Here is a 20,331-nt window from a genome sequence, read left to right as displayed (position 1 = left end):
GGCTATTTCTCCGTCACGGCGGCTTCGCGGCGGCGCGCGGCGGTCACCGACAGGCCCACTGCTATGGTTAGCATCAGCCCGTTGAAGAGCGGTTCAACGAAGAAGGGCGCGCCCAGCTGGTTCAGCCCGCCGACCGTGACGGCCAGCACAGCGACAGCGATCATCGTGCCCCAGACGTTGACCCGCCCCGGCTTGATTGTGGTGGCACCCAGCAGTGCCGCCGAGAAGGCGGGAAGCAGGAATTCCTGCCCCACGGTCGACTGTCCGATCCGCAGTTGTGCCTGCAGGATGATGCCTGTCAGCGCCGCGACGAAACCGGCGGCGATAAAGGCATAGGCGGTGTAGCGCTGTTCGGGGATACCATTCAGTTGCGCCGCGCGCGGATTGTCCCCGATCACGTAGAGATGTCGGCCGAAGGGCGAGTATTCGAATATGATCCACAAGATCAGCGCCAGCACTAGCGCATAGATCATCGGCATCGGGATCAGCGTGCCAGGAAGGCGAGAGGCCAGCGCGATGTAGGCTTCGGGCAGGTCGCCGACCACCTGGCGCCCCTGGGTGTACCATTGCAGCAGGCCGATCAGCACCGACCCGACACCCAGCGTTGCCACGAAGGAATGGATGCGCACGTAGGCCACCAGCCAGGCGTTGACCGCGCCAACGCACATACCGATGGCCAGCACGATCGCGCAGGTCGTCGGCCAGGAAATGCCCGATTGCGTCTGGAGCCCGATGGCGAGGATCTGGCTGAGCCCTATGACACCCGCGACCGACAGGTCGAACTGGTTGGCGATCAGCGGGATCATCACCGCAAGGGCGGCCATGGCATAGATCGACCGGCTGGAGGCCAGCGACGAAAAGGTGAAGGCCGTTGGGAAGGTGTCGGGCAACAGCACCGAGAAGGTGATCAGCAGCACAATCAGCAGAAGGCCAAGCCCCCAGACGGCGCCCAGCCGCATCAGTGTCGATTTCATTTCTCCTGCCTCCCGGTTACCTTGGCCAGACGGTCAACGGTCAGTTCGTCGCGGGCCAGTTCGCGCACGACGCGGCCCCGGTCGAAGACCAGCGCGCGGTGGCACAGGCCCGCGATCTCCTCGAAGTCCGAGGAAATCACGATGACGCCCATGCCTAGTTCCTGCGCTTCGTTGAGAAGCGCGTAGATGTCGGACCTTGCGCCGACGTCCACCCCGATCGTGGGTTCCTCAAGCACCAGCACCCGGCGACCGGTTTCGAGCCAGCGGCCCAGCACGACTTTCTGCTGGTTGCCGCCCGAAAGGGTAGAGATCAGCCGTTCGGGCTGCGGCGGGCGCACGCCGAAGCGGTCCAGTAGGCCGTGCGCGAGTTGTGCCTCGTGCCGCGTATTGATGCGTTTCAGTTCCAGCAGTCCGGGGTCGAGGAACAAGTTCTCGCGGATGTTCATGCCCATCGCGAGGCTTTCTTCCACCCGTTTGGACGATACGAAGCCAAGCCCGGCGGCGATGGCCGCACGCAGATCGCCCGGCGGCACCGCCTTTCCAGCGATCTGCACCGATCCGCCGCGCGGCATCAGCGCCCCGGCGATCAGCCGACCGGCAGTGTCCTGTCCGGAGTTGCGCAACCCGACCAGCCCCAGCACCTCTGCCGCGTGCAGCTTGAATGACACCGGCCCGACCGTCTTGGACCGCAGGTCGTGCACGTCCAGAACCTCGTTCCGGCCCGGTTCCAGCAGAGTGGGGAACATCGATCCGGCCCCGCGACCGATGATATGAGCGACAAGTTCCTCGGACGAGCAATCCGCCACGGCGCCGGTGTGGCAGCACCGCCCGTCGCGCAGCACCGTCACCTGGTCGGCGATCTGGAATACCTCGTCCAGCCGGTGCGTGACATAGACGATACCCATACCGCGCGCGGTCAGGCGGCGGATGGCGTGGTGCAGCGCCTCCACGTCCTGTGTCGGCAGTGTGGCGGTAGGTTCGTCCAGGATCAGCACCTGTGCATCGGCCGCGACGGCGCGGGCGATGGCCACCATCGACTTTTCAGCAGCACCCAGCCGACCGACCGGTTCATCGGGCTCAAAATCGAGCTCCATCCCGCGCAGCACCTCGCCAGCACGCGTCTGCGCCGCACGCCAATCAATCAAGCCAAAACGGCGAGGAAATCCTATACCGAGTGCGATGTTCTCGGCCACGCTCAGCGTATCAACCAGGCCAAGGTCCTGATGAACAAAGGCTACGCCCGTCAGCGGCTGGCCTGGGCGCAAAGAACCCGCAGGGCCGCTGACTTGCCCGCCGTCCGGTAGATGCACGCCCGCCAACACCTTTATAAGCGTCGATTTGCCCGCGCCATTTTCCCCCAGAAAGGCATGAACGGTGCCAGTTTCCACCCGGAAATCCACCCGGTCCAGCGCCAGTGTCCCACCAAACCGTTTCGTCAGCCCGGCGACGTCCAAGAGAACGCCACCGGGTGCCGGGGAGGATTCTGCGGGCAGGGCCATTTATTCGACCACTCCCCAGAGTTCGAGGTATTTCGCCGCGTAGTCGTTGGATGGCACAAAGGCATTCGTGTCGCCTCCTTCAGCATCGACGTTGTCGATGGTCACGACATAAGGTGCCTGAACGAAACCGCTGGGCGGCTGACCATGCAGCGCGCGGTTTATTTCATCAATTGCCTGATAACCCTGCATGTCCACTGGCTCGGATACGGTGACAACCTGATATTCGCCACGCCGGATGCGAGCATAAGCGCTGTCTTGTCCATCGGCGCCCACCAGTTTCACATCGCCCTCGGGCACAGCAGCACTGCGTAGCGCGGGCACCTGGAAGTCGAGCGTGTAATCCGCCACCGCCGTGACATAGAGCGGTGTTCCGTATTTCTGAACCCACGAGGTGACAAGCTGCGGCTGGCGCTGCGCGACCTCGGCGATGGGAGAATTAACATAGTCCAGCACCTCGCAGCCTTCGCATGCCTTTAGGCGCTCCTCGGTCGCACGACTTTTTGCTTCGGCGATGGCAAACTCGTTGTGGCTGGTCACAACGACCCGCGCCTTTCCGTCCGAATCCGCGATGATCCAGTCGGCCTGCGCCTGCCCGATCTCGCGGGGGTCCTGCTGAATATTGGTGAAGAGTCCCAGTTCTTCGCTCGGGCCGGGGAACGGGCCTGAGTGAATGCCGACGACCGGGATGCCCGCCGCCTTGGCGTTCCCGATGGGCTCGGCGAGGCTGGCTGCGTCTGTCGACATAATGATGCCGTCGACGCCAAGGGCCACTGCCTGATTGAAGCCACGAGCCCAGCCAATGGGCGATGCCTGTCCGTCGATGATGGTAACCTCCCATCCAATCTTTTCGCCCGCAGCCTTGATGGCCTCACCCCAGGCACGAGAGGCATCGTTGTTTTCGTCGTTGCTGAGGTAGGCGATTTTCTTGCCTGGTTCGGGCTTTGGCGCACTTTCAGGGCCTTCCCATGTAGTCTGCGGCCCTGCCCATTTCTCGATATTAGCGCGCGCGTCCTCCACGATGTCCGCATACAACGGCGCGGCACCCAGCGTCAGACAGGTCGCCAATGTCAGTAGTCTGCGTGTCATTTGTGATCTCCTCCCAATGTCGGCAAATCGCCGATGACGCAGAAGACTACAGATTCCATTTGGTATGACAAGTATTTTCTGCTATGCGTTAGAAGGATGGCCAAATAAGGCCTTATATAGCGGCATATTTGGAGGTTATCGGACAATATGGAGTCTTTTTCGCTTTCTGGTATGACAATATTTCTGATAGGGGCAGGCAGCGGAATCGGTGCCGCCAGCGCACGCCTGGTCGCCTCGATGGGTGCAACGGCCGTTCTGGCGGACCTGATGGCACCGGACGCTCTGGCGTCGGAAATCGAGGCGGGTGGCGGTAAGGCCCGCGCGGTGGCCTGCGACATGGCGGATAGCGAAGCGATGGCAAAGTTGATCGCTGAGTTGGACCGACTTGACGCGGTAGTCGTCAGTGCTGCCCTTTGTCCTTGGGACGATTGGCAAGATGCGGACTGGGACTCGGTGATGGACCGGGTGCTGGACGTCAATCTCAAAGGAGTCATATACCTTTGCCGCGCGGCCTGCGGTCGGATGCGGGCGGAAGGTAAGGGCGGGCGCGTCGTTCTGGTCAGTTCACTGGCCGGTCGCCATGGCGGGCTGGTCGCAGGCGCACACTACGTCGCTTCCAAGGGCGGGCTGAACGCCTTTTCTAAGTGGCTCGCCAAGCGCGAGGCGGCAAATGGCATTACTGTGAACGTGGTTGCTCCCGCCTCGATTGAGACACCGATGATGTCCGGCCAGACCGTCGATACCCGCAACGTGCCTATGCAACGCATGGGACGGGCAGAGGAAGTCGCAGCACCCATCGCTTTTTTGTGCAGCCCCGGTGCTGGTTACATTACGGGCACCGTAATCGACGTAAACGGTGGGGTTTACATGGCACCCTAGCCAAGTTTTTCTCGCATGAGGTCAGAAGGTGTGCCTGGTATTTATCCAAAGGCACTGAATTTGCAGGAGGCTTCGCCTCATGAGCAGGGTGGAGCAAGATGATAAACTACAATCGGGGTGATTTCCTTCCTGATCGGCGTTGAGTTCTCTCAGGCGAGCATCCCAATGAAGAACGGAGAAAAGACCTCACACCGTCTCGTCAGTGACTGAGGCCCGGATCACGGTCTATGTCCCGATCAATCTCGCGGTCGTTCTCGACCTCCTGATCCTTCGCCTGGTCACGGTCGCCCTCAATCTCCAGCTTCTCGCGCGGCTTGTTCAGCACGTCCTTCAGGCGTTCGTTCACGGACGGCTTGCGGGCCTCGCGCCCGGTGTCTTCGCCAAGCTCGGGATCGCTGTGCCCGTCCAGCTTGTGAATGGCCGCCTGGCCGTCGCGCCCGGCGTCCTTCTCCATGATCTCCTTCAGGCGCTCCCGCGCGTAGTTGCGGCGTTCCGGCTTCGGCGCGTCGTCCCGGTCCTCTGACCGACCCACGACGCGCGCCAGACGTTCCTTCATGTCCTCCGGCCCGGCCCGCCCGCCGCGCTCTTTCGCGGCCGCCGCCCTGAGCGCTGCCAGACCGGCGGAGACACGCCCCTGCCCCGCGTCCCGCTCGGCCCCATAGGTCTCCCGTGCGATGTCGAACCGTTCGCGCAGCTCGCGGAAGGCGGCGCGCGCCTGACGGGCGGCATGGACCACGGCCCCGCGTTCGGTGACAGGGACGTATTCCCGGCCCTCGCGCTCCGCTGCCGCCTTCTCGCGCCGCTCCATCGAGTTCGCTGCCGGTCCCAGCTTCAGCTCCGGGTCGCGGTCCAGCCCCTCTGCGGAAAGCTGATCACCGCGCTCCACCGCAGCTTCCCGCTGCGCGTCGAGCGACCGGTGATCAACACGCTCCACCTCTCCTGCCCGCTCCAGCGCGCGGTTCTGCAACTCGGCCCAGCTGCCGCGCATCTGCTCGATCTCGACGCCGCCGGTCTTCGCGGAATCGAGCACGCGGGTCTTGTCGGTGAAGCCCTCCGGTTCCAGCTTGCGGGTCGAGGTCAGCACATGGGCATGGTGGTTGCGTTGATCGCCGTCACGGTGCGGCGCGTGGATCGCCACATCGACGGCGACGCCATAGCGGCTGACCAGCTCCTGGGCGAAGTCGCGCGTGATCTGGGATCGGTCCTCGGCGCTGATCTCGGACGGCAGGGCCAGCTCCCACTCTCGGGCGGTGACGGAATTGCGGCGGGTCTCGCTGGCCTCGACCTCGTTCCAGAGGCGGGACCGATCCGTGGCCCAGTCCGGCGCGTCCTTCGGGGTCAGGATGAAGGTCTCCTCGATACCCCGCTTACGGGTGTAATCGTGGACGCGACCTTCGCGCTGGCACTCGATGCGCTCCCCGACACGGTAGGCGGCGGCTGCCGTGGCAGAGCGCCCGGCGCTGCGTTTGATCGTCTTCACGGAGAGGTGGTAGCTGGCCATCCGCCCTACCCCGCCCCATGACACAGACGATGCAGACGCACGCCGCTGCTGACCCCGGCCCATGCCCCGACATGGGCCACCGGGTCAGCCGTCTTTTCAGCGGGGCTTGCTTTGGAGCCGATTTCGGCAAATCTCGACGCCGCAGGAATCGGCTTTGCATAAGTGCGCCCTTCGGGGCGCCGAGATTCTGGAAGGGCCATAAGGTGGGCCCTTCGGGGCGCCGAGATTCTGGAAGGGCCATAAGGTGGGCCATTATAGTTGCCGCCCTGACCGCCTATCAGCTACCCGTTATAGGGTAACGGAAACCGAGAAGGGACTGCCAACTTTTTTAGCCTATTTGGGAGGGGCGAGAACTCTACCTGTCAGACGATCATTTCGGCAGAATAGCCTCGCCAGAGGTTGAAAGCATCGGACCTTGCGTGGCGGTATCAGACGGCGGAGAGTTAATGGCGTCGTGGGCGAAAAACGATGTTGATCTGGTCATACGCAGCCAGGAATCTTTGTGCCTGCCGGGGCGATTTGAACCGCCCCATCAACTTCCCGCGTTTTCGTGTTGGCCTCTGTGATCCTTCGATCCGTTTGTTCAAGCCCTTGAATGCGCGATGTTCTGCATCCTGCGCCAAGTCCCGGATCGGCCTGAAAAAACTGCGTAACTTGTCCGTGATGACGACACGGGGATCTCCGAGCCGCTCAATCAGCCCTGCCAGAAAACGTCTTGCAGCCTTGGCGTTGCGCTTTGGCTGAACGAGAATATCACGGACGTCGCCGATAGCGTCGACGGCCCGCCAGAGCCAGTACTTTCAGGTTGATTGGGATGACGACCTCACCCAGGTGCCAATGTCGCCGGCGGCCAGTCTGTCGCGCCTGATGCAATTGGCAAAGTGGCGGCCAAAGCACTTCACCCATTTTCCGGTCGTTTCCCGGCTGACGATCACACCCCGATCAGCAAGAAGATCCTCGACATGCACCGTGCTGATCGCGAAGCGATGGTAGACCCAGACGGCATATGCAGCGATTTCACGAGGCAAACGGTGGCCTTTCAAGCGCGGCATGGAGAATGGTATATTCATACCCAACGCCAAACCAAGCGCCGCACCGCAAACAAGTTGGCAATCCCAGTTGCGCAGCTCGCGGTCGGCAACAACTCTAAAGCCGCTCTCACAGCGACTGGGCGATATCCCTTTATTCATTCGCACAATCAGGCGATTTCTTACCTGGTCTTCCGAGTGAGAGGTCAAGCCCGGAGACACAAAAGCCAGGTGCGAATGGCCGCTGCCGGGCAACCTGCCTCAGGCCGGAAAGATTTCGCGCACGTCAAAGCGTAGAATGTGCCGCCTCATCTCGTCCTCTGCCCGATCCGGCTCGCCACTCCTCACCGCATCGAGCAACTCGCTGTGCTCATCCGTGGTATTGGCGAATGCCGTTAGCCCCGCGCGCAGATTGAGCCGCAGATATGGCTCTGTCACGTGCCGGATACGCCGGATCTCCTCGACCATCTGTGCGCGCGGGCAATATGCCAACAACGCATCATGATAGATGTCATGGGCCGAGACGAACCAGTTGACGTCCTCTCGCGCCTGATCGAGCCGCATTAGGGCAAGCTCAGCCTCCTGTATGCCGCGCGCGTCGATGTTCTGCGCGACATGGCGCATCGCATAGCCCTCGAGCGCCGCGCGCATCTCGTAAAGATCGGCAATATCCCCGGGGCCAAACTCGGTCACCACTGCGCTTCGATTTGAGCGGATAGTGACGAAACCGTCATTGGCAAGCTGTTGGATCGCCTCACGCACGGGCATGCGGCTGACGCCGAGATGCTCGGCGATGGGCGCCGCGACCACGGGCGTCCCGCCCGCCATCCGGCCAGAGCGAATCTCCTGGCGCAGATATTCGGCTACGCGGCTCTGGGCGGAGCGGTGTTGATCTTGCACGGCTGCATATTTGTTCATCGTCTTCCGTCCTCGGTGCGGCACGTCCGATATCTTCATGGTGCACTCAACACAAGTGGGTTGACAACCTTGAATTGGCCACAAATACTGATTGGATACAATTTGACAATCCGTCGGGGGATGAGGCTTTATGAGCGACCGTATCGCCAATGCACGGCTCGATCACACCTCGCTCATGGTTCGGGATCTCGATGCTGCCGCCGGATTTCTAGTCACCGTTTTCGGCTTTTTGCCCGCTTTCGGCCCGGTGGAGATTGCCGCCGAGTTTGCACGGATGACCGGATCGGAGCAGGTCGCAACGCGGCTGATGCAGCTCACGGATCCGGCGAGCGGCCAGCGGATCGAGCTGATTTCCTGCGCCAACAGAACCGCATCACTAGTCGCCGACGCGCGCCTGCCCTCTGCCCATATTTCCTTCATCGTGCCTGACCTCGCCACCGCCATGAAGTGCGCGACGCAGGGGGGCGCAAGCTCCGTTGGCGAGATCACCACATTCAACGAGGGCCGCTCCGCCTATATACGTGCGCCCGGCGATCTCGTTGTCGAACTAGAGGAGCTTTTCGAGTGAGCCCGACATTGAGCAATGCCCAGACCACGCGCTATCGCCGCATGTGCGAAATGCGCGCTTTCGACGAGGCCTGCCTCGAGGCGCTGAAGCGCAAGGCGATCCATGGCGAGCTGCATATCGGCATCGGCCAGGAGGCCGTGGGCGCAGGCATGGCCGAGAGTCTGCGCGCCGCCGATGCGGTCGTCTCCACCCATCGCAATCATTTTCACGGGCTGGCCAAGGGGGTGGAGCCCAAGGCGCTGATGGCCGAAATCTGCGAGCGCGAGGCCGGGCTGTGCCGGGGGCACGGCGGGCATATGCATCCGTTTGACCCGAAGACGAACTTTTCGGCCACCGGCATCGTCGGCGCTTCGCTGCCCGTGGCGCTTGGCTATGCCCATGCTTTCCGTCTGCGCGGCGATGACGCGGTTGCCGTGGGCGTCTCGGGCGATGGCGGATCGCATACCGGCGGCTTTCACGAAACAATGGTGATGGCGGGCGCCGCAAAACTTCCGCTTGTCGTGTTGGTCGAGAACAACACTCTGGCGATCTCGGTCGATTTCGGGGAGGTCTCGCCCACCGAAACCGTGGCCGAGCGCGCCTCGGCCTATGGCGCCAAGAGCCTGCGTGTGGAGGGGACCGACCCCGACATCGTCGCCCCGGCCTTTGCCGAAGCGATGGACCACGCGCGCGCCGGTCACGGTCCAGTCCTCATCGAAGCGACATGTTTCCGCTTTCGCGGCCATTTCGAGGGCGATCCTGAGCATTACCGCGACCGCGCCGAGCGCAATCGCCAACGCAAGGAGCGCGACCCGCTCCTGATCTACGAGGCCAAGATGGGCGAGGCCGCCGCCGAGGAGATGGACGCGATCCGCAAGGCCGCGACAGCGGAGATGAAAGCGATCCTTGCCGAAGTGCTGGAGATGCCGATGCCCGACGCCTCGGGCGCGCTTGATTATGTTTTCGCAGGTGAGGGCGCGGCATGACCCAGGATCGCACGGCGCTGCCGCTTCCGATGATCATCTCCGAGGCCATCGGTCAGGAGATGGCGCGCGACGAGACCATTTTGGCCATCGGCGAGGATATTGGCCGCGCGGGCGGCGTTTTCGGCGCCACGCGCGGGCTTCAGGAGCGGTTTGGCAAGGGCCGCGTGGTGGATGCACCCATTGCCGAGATGGCCTTTACCGGCATGGGCGTCGGGCTGGCGCAGGCCGGAATGCGCCCGCTGATCGAGATCATGTTCGTCGATTTCATCGGGGTCTGTCTCGAACAGGTTTATAACGCCGCGGGCAAGATCCCCTATATGTCCGGTGGACGGCAGAAGATGCCGATTGTCTTCAAGACCGCTGGCGGCTGCATCGGCTCCGCGGCGCAGCATTCGCAATGTCTCTGGGGCCTCTTCGCGCATCTGCCGGGGCTGAAGGTGGTGGCGCCCTGCTCGCCCCATGATCACAAGGGGCTGATGGCCGCCGCGCTGCGCAGTGACGATCCGGTGGTGTTTATCGAACATAAGGCACTATTACTGCGCAAATGCCGCGATTTTGCCCATGGGGCCGAGGTGCCGGAAGAGGCCTATACCGTGCCGATTGGCGAGGCGGCGGTGGTACGCGAAGGCTCCGACGTGACGCTGGCCACGCTCAGCGCCACGGTTGAACACGCACTTGCGGCGGCGGCGAAGCTTGCGGGCGAAGGTCTGTCGGTAGAGGTGGTCGACCTGCGCTCGGTGGTGCCGCTCGACAGTGATACTGTGGCGCGCTCTGCGGAAAAGACCGGGCGACTGTTGGTGGTGGACGAGGATTACCAGAGCTTCGGGCTAAGCGCGGAACTGACCCTGCGGGTGCTCGACACCATAGGCCACGGCACGTTGAAACAGGTGGAGCGGCTGGCGGTTCCGGATGTGCCGATCCCGGCAGCATTGACGCTTGAAAAGGCGGTCGTTCCCGGAAAAGAGATGATCGTCGAGCGCCTGCGCAAGATGGCCAACGGTGCATGAGCGAGCGGGTTCTCATCATCGGCGCGGCGGGCGGTATCGGGCAGGCCTGTGTGGGCCTCATGGCGGGCGCTGGCTGGCATGTAATCGCCGCCGATCTCACCGAGGCACCAGGCGGGGCAGAGAGCCACATTCTCGATGTTACCAACCCCGAGGCTTGCACCGCGCTAGCAGAAAGGACCGGCCCGGTCGACGCGGTGATCTATGCCGCCGGTATCGTGGCCACCATGCCCATCGCCCGGACCGATCCCGCCGTTTGGCGGCGGATCATGGCGGTCAATCTCGATGGTGCGGCCCATGTCTGTGCGGCTTTCACCGGGCCGATGATCACCGAGGGCAAGGGCGGCGCGATTATTCTCATCTCCTCGGCGGCGGGCGTGCGCGGCGAGGCGATGGCGTCGGCATATTCTGCCTCAAAGGCCGGGCTGATCGCGCTGGTGCAATCCATGGCCGCCGAGCTGACGCCCCATCAAATAAGGGTAAACGCCGTGGCGCCGGGCAATGTCGACACGCCGATGCTGCGCGCCGTGGCCCGCGACATCGCGAAGGCGGGCGGCGATGACGAGGCCGAGGTCTGGAAGAGCTTCGCCCATACCGGCGCGGCGCAGCGCCTCGTGCAGCCGGGTGAGGTGGCGCGGGTCTGCATGGCGCTCTGCTCGCCCGAGTTCTCGGCAGTGACCGGCACAACGATACCCGTAGATGCAGGATACCTTCTCTGATGGCAGACACCGCAAAACCCGGCGCCGACCAGACCGGCGGCATGCGCAACGCGGGCTCACCGACGCCTGCGGTCTTTCCCGAGCCGGAATCCATGCGGCCAACGATTGTAGGCCGTGATTTTACCGTCTCTGCCGGGCATCCCGTGGTGGCACAGGTGATGGCCGAGGTGATGGCACAGGGCGGGACAGCGATTGATGCCGGTGTGGTCGGCGGGCTTTTGTCCAACGTGGTCCAGGTCGATATGTGCAACCTCGGCGGCGTGGCGCCCACGCTGATCCGCATGGCCGGAGACGCGCGCGTGCATGTGCTCGACGGCGTCGGCCCCTGGGGCGCGGAGGTTACGCTCGAGGCTTTCCTCGAGCGCCACGACGGAGACATGCCACTGGGATCACCGCCCGGTGTGGTGCCCGCCGCGTTCGATGTCTGGTGCACGGCGCTGTCGCGCTTCGGCACGATGCGCTTTACCGAGGCGGTGGCCCCCGCCATCGATGCGGCGCAAAACGGGATCGTGCTCGACCAGCGCTCGGCGAAGGCGCTGGAATTGCTGGGCAACGGCTTTGCGGCCTATCCCTCCTCAAAGGCGATCTACTGGCCCGAGGGCCGCGCGCCGCTGCCCGGCGAGATGCTGGTGCAGGCCGATCTGAGCCGCACGCTGGAGCGGCTGGCGGCCTGCGACGCGGGTTCCCGCGAGGAGGGTATCGCCGCTGCGCGGGCTCTGTTCTATGAGGGCGAATTGGCGCAAGAGCTGATCAGCTTTCACCGCGAGACCGGCGGCTGGCTGACCACGGATGATCTCGCGAATTACCGGCCAGACGTTGGCATTGCGCCCGGCGTCGAGTTTCGCGGCTGGCAGGTGTCCACGCCCGGCATCGTGGGTCAGGGCCCGGTCATGCTTCAGGCGCTTGGCATCCTCGACGGTCTGCCGCTGGAGGAGCTGGCGCGCGGCTCGGCGGATCATCTGCACCTGATGTGCGAGGCGATGAAACAGGGCTTTGCCGAGCGTGAGCGGCACTATGCCGATCCCACTTTTGCCGAGACGCAGATCGAGGCGCTGCTCGATCCGGCGCGTCTGGGCGCGCTGCGCGACGAGATCGACGCGTCCAGGGTGCTCGTCGGCGCCGGCACCGCCCCCGCAGGCGGCACCACGCGTTGCGACACAACCTATATCGCCGCCGCAGATGCCGCCGGAAATATCTTTTCGTCGATGCCCAGCGACACGATTGACGGCGCGCCTATTGCGCCCGGCCTTGGTTATTTCGTCTCGCCGCGCGGCGTGCAGAGCCGTCTCGACCCGGCGCACCCGGCCGCGATTGCCCCCGGAAAACGCCCCCGGCTCACCCCCGCCCCCGCCATCATCGCCAACCCGGCCACGGGCGAGGCGATGGCCGTGGGCTGTCCCGGCGGCGATATGATAGTGCAGGCGATGGTGCAAAGCGTGGTCGACATGATCTGCTACGGCATGACCCCGCAACAGGCGGTCGAGGCGCCGCGCGTCGCGAGCTTCTCGCATCCCGGCTCGTTCTATCCGCATCCGACCTTTCCCAAGCGCATGGCGCTCGAGGCGCGGTTTCCCGAGGCGGTGCTGGCTGATCTCGCGGCGCGCGGCCATGTGCTCCACCAATGGCCCGCCTTCGAGTTCGATGCCGGTGGGGTCTCCATCGCGGGAACGCGCATTCTTGCCGAGGGGGGACGCCCCCGGCTGATCGCCGCCGCCGATCCCCGGCGCATCACCTATGCGGTGGGCCGATGAGCGTGCGGACATTTCTCGCCGCCCCCGAGGGCTTTGAGGCGGAGGCGCTGGTGCGTGCCACGGCACCTGCCATCGGTTTGCGCTTGGGCGAGGATGATGTGGCGGAGATCGCGATGAACCTCGAACGTTCGGCGGGCTTTGCCGCACTGCTGGCCGATATCCCCCAGATCGACTTGGAGGAGCCTGCGCCGGTCTTTCGCGCGGAGCCCGCGCCATGAGTGCCGCCGCCATCTCCGAGGCGGTGCGCGCAGGGCGCATGAGCATTTCCGAAAGCGTCAATCGCGCACTCGACGCCTGCGCGGCGGATCGCTGCAACGCGGTGACGGCCTTGCTTGCCGACCGCGCCCGCACACGCGCCGCCCGGATGGACGCGCAGGGCGAAACCAATGGCCCGCTCGCGGGCGTGCCATTTGCGGTGAAAAACATCTTCGATGTGGCCGGGCAGACCACACGCGCGGGCAGCGCCGCGACCGATGGCGACGCCCCCGCGCGCGAGGATGCCTTCGTGATCCGCGCTCTCGAAGCGGCGGGCGCGGTGCTGGTGGCGACGACGAATATGGATGAGTTCGCCTATGGCTTTTCCGGCGAAAACGCCCATGACGGCGATACGCTCAATCCCCGCGACCGCAGGCTGTCGCCCGGCGGCTCTTCGTCGGGATCCGCCGCGCTTGTGGCATCCGGTGCCGTGCCCCTTGCGCTCGGCACGGATACCAATGGCTCGGCCCGAGTGCCTGCGGCGTTGTCCGGCGCAATCGGGTTCAAGCCCAGCTATGGCAGGCTTTCACGCAACGGTGTCTTTCCTTTCGTTCCGAGTCTTGACCATGTGGGCATCTTTGCCGCAAATGTGTCCGATGCCGCCCGTGCCTTTGCCGCGATGGACCAGCCGGACCCGGCAGACCCCATCGCCGCTCGCGTCCCACAAGCTGAGCTTGCCGCCCCGCGCGTCGCCCGCCTCGGTGGTTGGTTCGCCGCGCCGCTGCAAGAGGATGTCGCCACCGCGATGGAGGCCGCCTGCACGGCGCTCGATGTGCGGGAGACGCTCGAGCTGCGCCATGCCGAAGAAGCGCGCGCGGCTAGTTTCATTCTCACCACCTCCGAGGGTGGCCAGACCCACCTTGCACGCCTCGCCGCACGGCCCGAGGGCTACGGCCCCCTCGTGCGCCACCGCCTCACCGCCGGCGCCATGAGCCCCGCAATCTGGACCACCCGCGCGCAGAAGCTGCGCCGCATGGTCTCTGTCGAGTTGGCGGATCTGCACGCGCAGGCCGACATTCTCATCGCCCCGGCAACTCCCTGCCCCGCCTTTCCGGTCGGCACCGATACCCATGAGGTCGCGGGCAGCGCCCTGCCCATCCGGCTCGGCATCGGCATGTTTACCCAGGCGCTGACGCTGACCGGCGTGCCGATCATCGTGCTGGCGCGGCGGGGCGAGTTGAGTGGTCTGCCTGTCGGGGTTCAGCTTATTGCCGCACCGCACGCGGAGGCGACGTTGCTGGCCAGCGCTGCTAAATTGGAAGCGGCAGGATTTCACACTGCGCCAGAGGAGGCGAGCCATGTCTGACGCCACCCCCCTTCCCATAAATCTCCCGGAAGTGGTCGCAGAAGTGCGCGCAGTGTTCGAGCGCTACGAGGCGGCGCTGACCGGCAATGACGTGCCGGTGATGGAGGAGCTTTTCCTCAACGCGCCCCAGACCACCCGCTATGGCGTGGGCGAGAATCTCTATGGCTGGGAGGAGATCAGCGCCTTTCGCCGGGCGCGGACCACAGGCGCCTTTACCCGGACGCTGATGAACATTGTGATCACGACCTATGGTACCGATTTCGCCACGGCCAATGCCGAATACCAACGCCCCGGCCATGCCCAGCCGGGGCGCGAGACCAAGACGCTGCTGCGCACGCCTGAGGGTTGGCGCATCGTCTCGGCCCATGTCAGCCTTTTGGGCGAAACCGTATAACAAGAAGAAAAACAATCACAAAACAGAGAGGAAACGAAATGAATACTTCGATCACCCGCCGCCAGTTTGCGGCCCTCATGGGCGGCACGACCGTTGCCAGCACCCTGTCGCTACCTGCCTTTGCGCAGGACGGGAAAACGCTCGTCTTCGCCCTTCCCGGCCTCGTGGGCAATTTCGAGCCGCACACCTGGGTCGGCTTCGGCGATACGGTGCATGTGATGGACACGGTCGCCCGTGGCCTCACTCATATGGATTTCGACAATCCATTGCCGCAGCCCGCCGTGGCCGAAAGCTGGACGATTTCCGATGATGGCACGGTCTATGATTTCACCATCCGTCCAGGCCTCACCTTCCACGACGACACACCCATCGACGCGGCGGCGGTCAAGCGCACATTCGACCGAATGTTCGACGAGACCGATCCGACGCGCCCCGATGCATCCTTTGCCGCCGACAACCTCGGCGGCGCGAATGTCAAAGGCTTCGACACGCCCGACGACATGACCTTCCGCATTATGCTCAACGCTCCGGATGCAGCAATCCTCGGTCGTCTCACTCGACCCGACATGATCATCATATCGCCCACCGCACTAGAACAGCACGGCAAAGAGATAGGCCTCAATTTCGTCTCCTGCGGCCCTTACAAGATCAGCAGCGTCACGCCAAACGAGCGCGCCGTTCTAGAGGCATTCGACAATTTCTACGGCGGCAAGCCCGCCATCGAGCGGGTGGTTATGCAGGTCATCCCCGAGCCGGTCGCGCAGATGACCTCGCTGGCCAGTGGCGATCTGGATGTGACGAACCTTATCCCGCATTCCAATGTCGACCGCCTCGAGGCAATGCCCGGCATTCGCATCGAGCAATCGGCGGCGTTCATTTCGCTCACGCTTGCGATGAATGTCGAGGTGGAGGCGCTGTCCAATATCAATGTGCGCCGCGCAGTGAGCCTTGCGGTGGATCGGCAGGCAATCATCGACGAGGTGTTCTTCGGCAAGGCCGAGATGCCGGGCTATATCACCCCCGCCGCCGAGCAGGGCTACGCGCCAGAGCATATGGAACTGAGCCGCTCGGATACCGAAGCCGCGCGCGCGCTTCTTGAGGAGGCGGGTGCGGTCGGCACGGAGCTAACGCTGATTTCGGAAAACCAAGGCTTCTGGCCGCGTCTGGGTCAAGTGGTTGAGCGAAGTCTCAACGAGGCGGGCTTTGTTGTCACGGTCGAATATCTCGACACCGGCACATTCAACGCGCAGCTTTTCGACAAGACGGCGCACGAGCTTGCATTCGTGCAGCGCTCGGCCTTCTTCCCTGATCCCGACGGTCGCTTTTCGCCGCTCTATGGCTCCTCGACCAGTGCGGCGCAGGAGATCACGGCCCAGACGAGCCTGCCTGAGCAGGCAGAGCTTGATGCGCGGATCGCGGCGGCCAACGCGGAGAGCGATCCGGAGGCGCGGGGCCGCCTATATGTCGAGTTGAACACCTTCATGGCCGAGCAGATGATGCCGGTTGCGGCGCTGGTGAATACCTTCCTGCCTGTGGCCGTGTCGGACGACATCCAAGGGGTGAATGCCAATGCCCTCGGCACCTACCGGACATTCCTTGAGAATGCCGCGCCTGCCAACTAATGGCCCCAGCCGCGGGTTGAAACTCGGCCCGCGGCATCCTCTTTCACAGGTTGATCATGCCCACAACCCGCGCCGACCAGCACCGCTTTCGCCTGCCCACCCTGACGGGTGCGCTGCGGCTGTTGCCGTGGCTCGTAGTCGGGCTCTTGATTTTTGCCGCTATCGCGGCGCCGCTCATTGCGCCTTATGACCCGATCAAGAATGTCGGCTCGCCAATGTTGGCGCCGTTTTCGCCCGGTCATCCGTTTGGCACCGATGGCTTCGGTCGCGATCAATTTAGCCGGATCCTGCATGGGCTGGGACCGATGATGTTCGTATCTGTGGGTGCCGTGGCGCTGGCGGTCGCTGTCGGCGGTGCTGTGGGGCTGATTTCCGGCGTCATGGGTGGCTGGCTCGACTGGATGATCATGCGCGCGGTCGATATTCTGATGTCCTTTCCGCTGATCCTCGCGGCGATCCTCGTTCTCGTGGCGCTCGGAGCCTCGACATTCAATCTCATGCTGGCCGTCGCCATCAGCCAGATCCCGATCTTTGCCCGGCTGACCCGTGCGCTGGCCGCGGGCGAGGTGGTGCGTGATTACGTTATGGCGGCGCGGGCCTCGGGCTTTGGCATGCTGCATGTGATGGTGAGCGAGGTCGCACCCAATATCCTGCGCCCGCTTCTGGTGCAGGCCACCTCCGTGGTGGCCGTGGCCGCGCTGACCGCCGCGGCGCTGTCCTATCTCGGCATGGGCGCGCGCCCGCCCGAACCCGATCTGGGATACATGGTCAAGGAGGGGCAGGAGTTGATCTTCATCGCGCCGGAACAGACCATCCTGCCCGGCCTCGTCATCGCGATATTCGTTCTGGCCATCTCCTTCTGCGGCGATCAGCTCAATGAGCGGGAGGGCGGCTGATGGGCGGCGAGGTCTTTCGCAGGCTGATTTTCCTGCCCGTCACACTGTTTTTCGTGGCAACGCTCGTGTTTCTCGCGCTCCGCGCCCTGCCCGGCTCCTCCATCGAGCTTCTGGGCTCGCAATTCACCACGGCGGGGCTCAAGGAGCAGTTGATCGCCGATTTGGGCCTCGACAAGTCGATATGGGAGCAATACGGGATTTTCCTCGGCGAGCTTGTCCGCTTCGATCTCGGGCGCTCCTTTCTGACCGGCAAGGATGTGAGCTCCATGGTGGGCGAAACCTTGCCGGTGACGATCGAGCTTGCGGTGGCCTCCCTGGTGGTAATGACGATTGCGGGGATCGGCATGGGCCTTTTGGCCGGGGCCTTTCCAGGAACGCTGGCCGACGGGCTGTTGCGCACGGTCTCTGTCCTGCTCTTCTCGCTGCCATGGTTCTGGTTCGGGATCGTGCTCATCATCGTCTTTGTACTCTGGCTCGGGTGGTTTCCCGCCTTCGGACGGCTGCCCTCCTCGGTCGATTACGAGGCGGTGACGAATTTCGTTCTGATCGACGCGATCATCCTGGGGCGCTTCGATCTTGTCGTGCCATGGCTCAAGCATGTCACGCTGCCCGCGCTCACCGTGGGGCTGACCACTTCGGGCGTGCTGATGCGTCTGACCCGCGTGGGCGTGATCGAGACGGCCAAGACCGACTACATACGCACCGCCCGGATGAAGGGCGTGCCGGGCCCGCGGGTCTTCTTCCGGCATATACTGCGCAATGTTGCGCTGGGGATCCTGACGGTAATCGGGGTGCAATTCGGCGCGATGCTGGGGGGATCGGTGATTGCCGAGGTGGTCTTTGGCTATCCCGGCATCGGGCGGATGACCGTCGATGCGGTGCTCAATCGCGACTATGCGGTGGCCCAGGGCGGCGCCATCGTGATCGCCGCGTTTTACGTGCTGATCAACCTCGCAACGGACCTGTCCTACCGCTGGGCCGATCCGCGCCTGCGCCGGGGCGGGCGATGAGCGCGCCGCTGCTCTCCGTGCGCGGGCTGACGGCCGAGCTTGGCTCCGGTGCCCAGCGGGTCACGGCGCTGCGCGCAGTCGATTTCGACGTGCGGCGCGGCGAGATCACGGCCATCGTGGGCGAGAGCGGCTCTGGCAAATCCACCGCCGCCATGGCGCTGGCGCGCCTCAACGAGGGGCCGCAGGGCGCGTTCTCGGGCGAGGTCCGGTTCGATGGCATGGACGTGCTGTCGCTAAACAGCCGGGCACTGCGCAGCTTGCGCGGGCAAGGCATCGCGATGGTGTTTCAGGATGCCGCCGCCGCGCTCAACCCCTGCGAGACCATCGGCGACCAGATCGCCGAGGCCATGGTCGTGCACAAGGCGCGAGACTGGCGCGCCGCGCGCGCCCATGCAATCGAGCTTCTGGGCGAGGTCGGCATGCCCGAGCCTGCCCGCCGCGCGGGGCTTTATCCGCATGAGATGTCGGGCGGTCAGCGGCAGCGTGCGATGATCGCGCTTGGCCTTGCCTGTGATCCGGCACTGCTCATCGCCGACGAACCGACAACCGCGCTCGACGTGACCGTGCAGGGGCAGATCCTCGCCTTGCTAAAATCCATCGTCGCGCGCCGTGACATGGGGTTGATCCTGATCACCCATGACCTCGGCGTGGTTGCCGCGCTCGCCGATCAGGTGCTGGTGATGTATGCGGGCCGGATCGTCGAGGCCGCGCCGGTGGCCGAATTCTTCGATGCGCCGCATCATCCCTATAGCGGCGACATGATCACGGCAGCCTCGGTGGCGCTCGATGCCGGAGGGCGGCTCGCGACGATCCCCGGTCGTCCGCCGCATTCTGGCGATGTGGGCGAGAGCTGCGCCTATGCGCCGCGCTGCGCGCGCGCGTCGAATCAATGCCGAGCTGCCCTGCCCTCGCTTGAGCCGCACGGGACGCGGCGCCGGGCCTGTTTTCATCCGCTGGACGACGCATGACCGGGCCGCTCGTGCAAATCGAAAACCTCACCGTGCGCTACCCACTTGGCGGTGGCCTCGGCGCGCGCGGCGTTCTGGGTCTTGCGCCCACCAATCTGGAGGTGCAGCGCGGCGAGCTTCTGGCCATCGTGGGCGAAAGCGGCTCGGGCAAGACGACACTGGGCCGCGCCATGCTTCGCCTGATACCGGCGGAGGGCGCGATCCACTTTGACGGGACCGAAATCATCGGGCTGGGGCGCCGCGAGCTGGCGCAGATGCGCAGTCGGATGCAGATGATCTTTCAGGATCCCTATTCCTCGCTCAACCCGCAAAAGACCGTTGGTCGCACGCTGAGCGAGGTTCTGGCCCATGTCGGCATCCCGCGCGCCGAGCGTCGGGCGCGAGCCGAGGAGCTTTTGTCCCAGGTGGGTCTGGGCGCGGACGCCTATCCGCGCCTGCCGCGCGCCTTTTCCGGCGGGCAGCGCCAGCGCATCGCAATCGCCCGCGCGCTTGCGACAGGCCCCGATCTTGTCGTCGCCGACGAGCCGGTGAGCGCGCTTGACGTGTCGGTGCAGGCGCAGGTGGTCAATCTACTGCTCGACCTCAAGGCCGAACGCGGGCTGACCATGGTGTTCATCTCCCATGATCTCGGCCTTGTCTCGGCCATCGCGGACCGCATCGGTGTGATGTATTTCGGGCGGCTGGTGGAGATCGGCCCTGCGGCGCGGCTCTCCCGCAGCCCCGCCCACCCCTATACCGCCCTGCTCAACGACAGCATGCCGCCGCCCTCCGTTGCCGCCGCGCGCGCGACGCTGGAGGCGGCGGCGCAGACGGGCGCGGTGGAGCTTCCGAGCCTCATGGATCCGCCAAGAGGCTGCCCCTTTGCGCCCCGATGCGGCCATGCCAGCGCCTCATGTCGCGAGACGCCCCCGGCGCTGCATCCCCATCCCGCAGGCGGCCTTGTCGCCTGTCACCACCCGCTGAACACCGATTGACCGAAACAGACCGG

At 64.4% G+C, this 20,331-nt stretch carries 19 protein-coding genes and 1 pseudogene; 14 read left to right on the top strand and 6 right to left on the bottom strand.

Translation table 11 applies throughout. The features are described from left to right. Positions 1 to 2: 2 nt before the first annotated feature. Genes Q1B16_RS15280 through Q1B16_RS15270 form a run of 3 tightly spaced genes read right to left on the bottom strand, consistent with a single transcriptional unit; the run spans position 3 to position 3,538 of the window. Positions 3 to 974 carry an ABC transporter permease gene (locus Q1B16_RS15280; RefSeq protein ID WP_299790569.1) on the bottom strand — a complete coding sequence of 324 codons (972 nt, stop codon included), beginning with the start codon at positions 972 to 974 and terminating at the stop codon, positions 3 to 5. After that, complete coding sequence (locus tag Q1B16_RS15275) at positions 971 to 2,473, bottom strand: sugar ABC transporter ATP-binding protein (protein ID WP_299790567.1); 1,503 nt, start codon at positions 2,471 to 2,473, stop codon at positions 971 to 973. The genes Q1B16_RS15280 and Q1B16_RS15275 overlap by 4 nt, the downstream gene beginning before the upstream one ends. Then, the gene (locus tag Q1B16_RS15270; protein ID WP_299790565.1) at positions 2,474 to 3,538 is read right to left on the bottom strand and encodes a substrate-binding domain-containing protein; all 1,065 of its coding nucleotides are present in this window, start codon (positions 3,536 to 3,538) and stop codon (positions 2,474 to 2,476) included. It abuts the gene before it with no gap. Between the two features lie 192 nt (positions 3,539 to 3,730). On the opposite strand from Q1B16_RS15270, the gene Q1B16_RS15265 reads away from it, so the two are divergent. After that, positions 3,731 to 4,438 (top strand): SDR family NAD(P)-dependent oxidoreductase, encoded by a 708-nt coding sequence (locus Q1B16_RS15265; protein ID WP_299790563.1) that lies wholly within the window; start codon positions 3,731 to 3,733, stop codon positions 4,436 to 4,438. Between the two features lie 199 nt (positions 4,439 to 4,637). On the opposite strand, the gene mobQ is transcribed toward Q1B16_RS15265, so the two are convergent. The 3 genes and pseudogenes from mobQ to Q1B16_RS15250 form a co-directional block, all read right to left on the bottom strand. Next, positions 4,638 to 5,939, bottom strand: coding sequence for a MobQ family relaxase (gene mobQ / locus Q1B16_RS15260; protein ID WP_299790561.1), 1,302 nt, complete (start codon positions 5,937 to 5,939; stop codon positions 4,638 to 4,640). Between the two features lie 431 nt (positions 5,940 to 6,370). Beyond that, a pseudogene (locus tag Q1B16_RS15255) lies at positions 6,371 to 7,009 on the bottom strand (IS6 family transposase); the annotation flags it as partial. 219 nt (positions 7,010 to 7,228) lie between these two features. Continuing rightward, the gene (locus Q1B16_RS15250; protein ID WP_299790559.1) at positions 7,229 to 7,885 is read right to left on the bottom strand and encodes a GntR family transcriptional regulator; all 657 of its coding nucleotides are present in this window, start codon (positions 7,883 to 7,885) and stop codon (positions 7,229 to 7,231) included. A 130-nt stretch (positions 7,886 to 8,015) separates the two neighbouring features. Between Q1B16_RS15250 and Q1B16_RS15245 the strand changes: the two genes are divergently transcribed. The 13 genes from Q1B16_RS15245 to Q1B16_RS15185 are packed head-to-tail and all read left to right on the top strand — an operon-like array spanning position 8,016 to position 20,317. Continuing rightward, entirely contained in the window at positions 8,016 to 8,453 is a 438-nt protein-coding gene (locus Q1B16_RS15245; protein ID WP_299790557.1) for a VOC family protein, read from the top strand. Beyond that, the gene (locus Q1B16_RS15240; RefSeq protein WP_299790555.1) at positions 8,450 to 9,418 is read left to right on the top strand and encodes a thiamine pyrophosphate-dependent dehydrogenase E1 component subunit alpha; all 969 of its coding nucleotides are present in this window, start codon (positions 8,450 to 8,452) and stop codon (positions 9,416 to 9,418) included. The genes Q1B16_RS15245 and Q1B16_RS15240 overlap by 4 nt, the downstream gene beginning before the upstream one ends. Continuing rightward, a complete protein-coding gene (locus Q1B16_RS15235) occupies positions 9,415 to 10,425 on the top strand; it encodes a transketolase C-terminal domain-containing protein (RefSeq protein WP_299790553.1) in 1,011 nt (336 codons plus the stop codon). The genes Q1B16_RS15240 and Q1B16_RS15235 overlap by 4 nt, the downstream gene beginning before the upstream one ends. Then, entirely contained in the window at positions 10,422 to 11,141 is a 720-nt protein-coding gene (locus tag Q1B16_RS15230) for an SDR family oxidoreductase (protein WP_299790551.1), read from the top strand. Before Q1B16_RS15235 ends, Q1B16_RS15230 begins: the two co-directional genes overlap by 4 nt. Beyond that, positions 11,141 to 12,892 carry a gamma-glutamyltransferase gene (locus tag Q1B16_RS15225; RefSeq protein ID WP_299790549.1) on the top strand — a complete coding sequence of 584 codons (1,752 nt, stop codon included), beginning with the start codon at positions 11,141 to 11,143 and terminating at the stop codon, positions 12,890 to 12,892. The genes Q1B16_RS15230 and Q1B16_RS15225 overlap by 1 nt, the downstream gene beginning before the upstream one ends. Further along, positions 12,889 to 13,110 (top strand): AtzG-like protein, encoded by a 222-nt coding sequence (locus Q1B16_RS15220; RefSeq protein ID WP_299790547.1) that lies wholly within the window; start codon positions 12,889 to 12,891, stop codon positions 13,108 to 13,110. The genes Q1B16_RS15225 and Q1B16_RS15220 overlap by 4 nt, the downstream gene beginning before the upstream one ends. Continuing rightward, a complete protein-coding gene (locus Q1B16_RS15215) occupies positions 13,107 to 14,453 on the top strand; it encodes an AtzE family amidohydrolase (RefSeq protein WP_299790545.1) in 1,347 nt (448 codons plus the stop codon). The genes Q1B16_RS15220 and Q1B16_RS15215 overlap by 4 nt, the downstream gene beginning before the upstream one ends. Then, positions 14,446 to 14,847: an oxalurate catabolism protein HpxZ gene (hpxZ, locus tag Q1B16_RS15210; RefSeq protein ID WP_299790542.1), complete on the top strand. Its 402-nt coding sequence runs from the start codon at positions 14,446 to 14,448 to the stop codon at positions 14,845 to 14,847. Before Q1B16_RS15215 ends, hpxZ begins: the two co-directional genes overlap by 8 nt. A 38-nt stretch (positions 14,848 to 14,885) precedes the next feature. Further along, positions 14,886 to 16,469 carry an ABC transporter substrate-binding protein gene (locus Q1B16_RS15205; RefSeq protein WP_299790528.1) on the top strand — a complete coding sequence of 528 codons (1,584 nt, stop codon included), beginning with the start codon at positions 14,886 to 14,888 and terminating at the stop codon, positions 16,467 to 16,469. Between the two features lie 56 nt (positions 16,470 to 16,525). Then, the gene (locus Q1B16_RS15200) at positions 16,526 to 17,365 is read left to right on the top strand and encodes an ABC transporter permease (RefSeq protein ID WP_299790525.1); all 840 of its coding nucleotides are present in this window, start codon (positions 16,526 to 16,528) and stop codon (positions 17,363 to 17,365) included. Continuing rightward, positions 17,365 to 18,375 (top strand): ABC transporter permease, encoded by a 1,011-nt coding sequence (locus Q1B16_RS15195; protein ID WP_299790522.1) that lies wholly within the window; start codon positions 17,365 to 17,367, stop codon positions 18,373 to 18,375. Before Q1B16_RS15200 ends, Q1B16_RS15195 begins: the two co-directional genes overlap by 1 nt. Further along, entirely contained in the window at positions 18,372 to 19,343 is a 972-nt protein-coding gene (locus Q1B16_RS15190; protein ID WP_299790519.1) for an ABC transporter ATP-binding protein, read from the top strand. Before Q1B16_RS15195 ends, Q1B16_RS15190 begins: the two co-directional genes overlap by 4 nt. Then, entirely contained in the window at positions 19,340 to 20,317 is a 978-nt protein-coding gene (locus Q1B16_RS15185; RefSeq protein ID WP_299790516.1) for an ABC transporter ATP-binding protein, read from the top strand. The genes Q1B16_RS15190 and Q1B16_RS15185 overlap by 4 nt, the downstream gene beginning before the upstream one ends. The last annotated feature ends 14 nt before the right edge of the window (positions 20,318 to 20,331 follow it).

Origin of the sequence: uncultured Marivita sp. (assembly GCF_947488135.1) — a bacterium.
Lineage (GTDB): Bacteria > Pseudomonadota > Alphaproteobacteria > Rhodobacterales > Rhodobacteraceae > Marivita.
The sequence above is the reverse complement of the archived record's forward strand: the minus strand, read 5'-3'. Positions and strand labels throughout refer to the sequence as shown.

What these genes read in the sequence shown, in the direction of transcription:
- Q1B16_RS15205 (WP_299790528.1), top strand. Translation starts at nt 14,886, where the DNA reads ATGAATACTTCGATCACCCGCCGCCAGTTTGCGGCCCTCATGGGCGGC.
- hpxZ (WP_299790542.1), top strand. Translation starts at nt 14,446, where the DNA reads ATGTCTGACGCCACCCCCCTTCCCATAAATCTCCCGGAAGTGGTCGCA.
- mobQ (WP_299790561.1), bottom strand. Translation starts at nt 5,939, where the DNA reads ATGGCCAGCTACCACCTCTCCGTGAAGACGATCAAACGCAGCGCCGGG.
- Q1B16_RS15265 (WP_299790563.1), top strand. Translation starts at nt 3,731, where the DNA reads ATGACAATATTTCTGATAGGGGCAGGCAGCGGAATCGGTGCCGCCAGC.
- Q1B16_RS15215 (WP_299790545.1), top strand. Translation starts at nt 13,107, where the DNA reads ATGAGTGCCGCCGCCATCTCCGAGGCGGTGCGCGCAGGGCGCATGAGC.
- Q1B16_RS15275 (WP_299790567.1), bottom strand. Translation starts at nt 2,473, where the DNA reads ATGGCCCTGCCCGCAGAATCCTCCCCGGCACCCGGTGGCGTTCTCTTG.
- Q1B16_RS15220 (WP_299790547.1), top strand. Translation starts at nt 12,889, where the DNA reads ATGAGCGTGCGGACATTTCTCGCCGCCCCCGAGGGCTTTGAGGCGGAG.
- Q1B16_RS15190 (WP_299790519.1), top strand. Translation starts at nt 18,372, where the DNA reads ATGAGCGCGCCGCTGCTCTCCGTGCGCGGGCTGACGGCCGAGCTTGGC.
- Q1B16_RS15225 (WP_299790549.1), top strand. Translation starts at nt 11,141, where the DNA reads ATGGCAGACACCGCAAAACCCGGCGCCGACCAGACCGGCGGCATGCGC.
- Q1B16_RS15185 (WP_299790516.1), top strand. Translation starts at nt 19,340, where the DNA reads ATGACCGGGCCGCTCGTGCAAATCGAAAACCTCACCGTGCGCTACCCA.
- Q1B16_RS15235 (WP_299790553.1), top strand. Translation starts at nt 9,415, where the DNA reads ATGACCCAGGATCGCACGGCGCTGCCGCTTCCGATGATCATCTCCGAG.
- Q1B16_RS15200 (WP_299790525.1), top strand. Translation starts at nt 16,526, where the DNA reads ATGCCCACAACCCGCGCCGACCAGCACCGCTTTCGCCTGCCCACCCTG.
- Q1B16_RS15245 (WP_299790557.1), top strand. Translation starts at nt 8,016, where the DNA reads ATGAGCGACCGTATCGCCAATGCACGGCTCGATCACACCTCGCTCATG.
- Q1B16_RS15280 (WP_299790569.1), bottom strand. Translation starts at nt 974, where the DNA reads ATGAAATCGACACTGATGCGGCTGGGCGCCGTCTGGGGGCTTGGCCTT.
- Q1B16_RS15230 (WP_299790551.1), top strand. Translation starts at nt 10,422, where the DNA reads ATGAGCGAGCGGGTTCTCATCATCGGCGCGGCGGGCGGTATCGGGCAG.
- Q1B16_RS15195 (WP_299790522.1), top strand. Translation starts at nt 17,365, where the DNA reads ATGGGCGGCGAGGTCTTTCGCAGGCTGATTTTCCTGCCCGTCACACTG.
- Q1B16_RS15250 (WP_299790559.1), bottom strand. Translation starts at nt 7,885, where the DNA reads ATGAACAAATATGCAGCCGTGCAAGATCAACACCGCTCCGCCCAGAGC.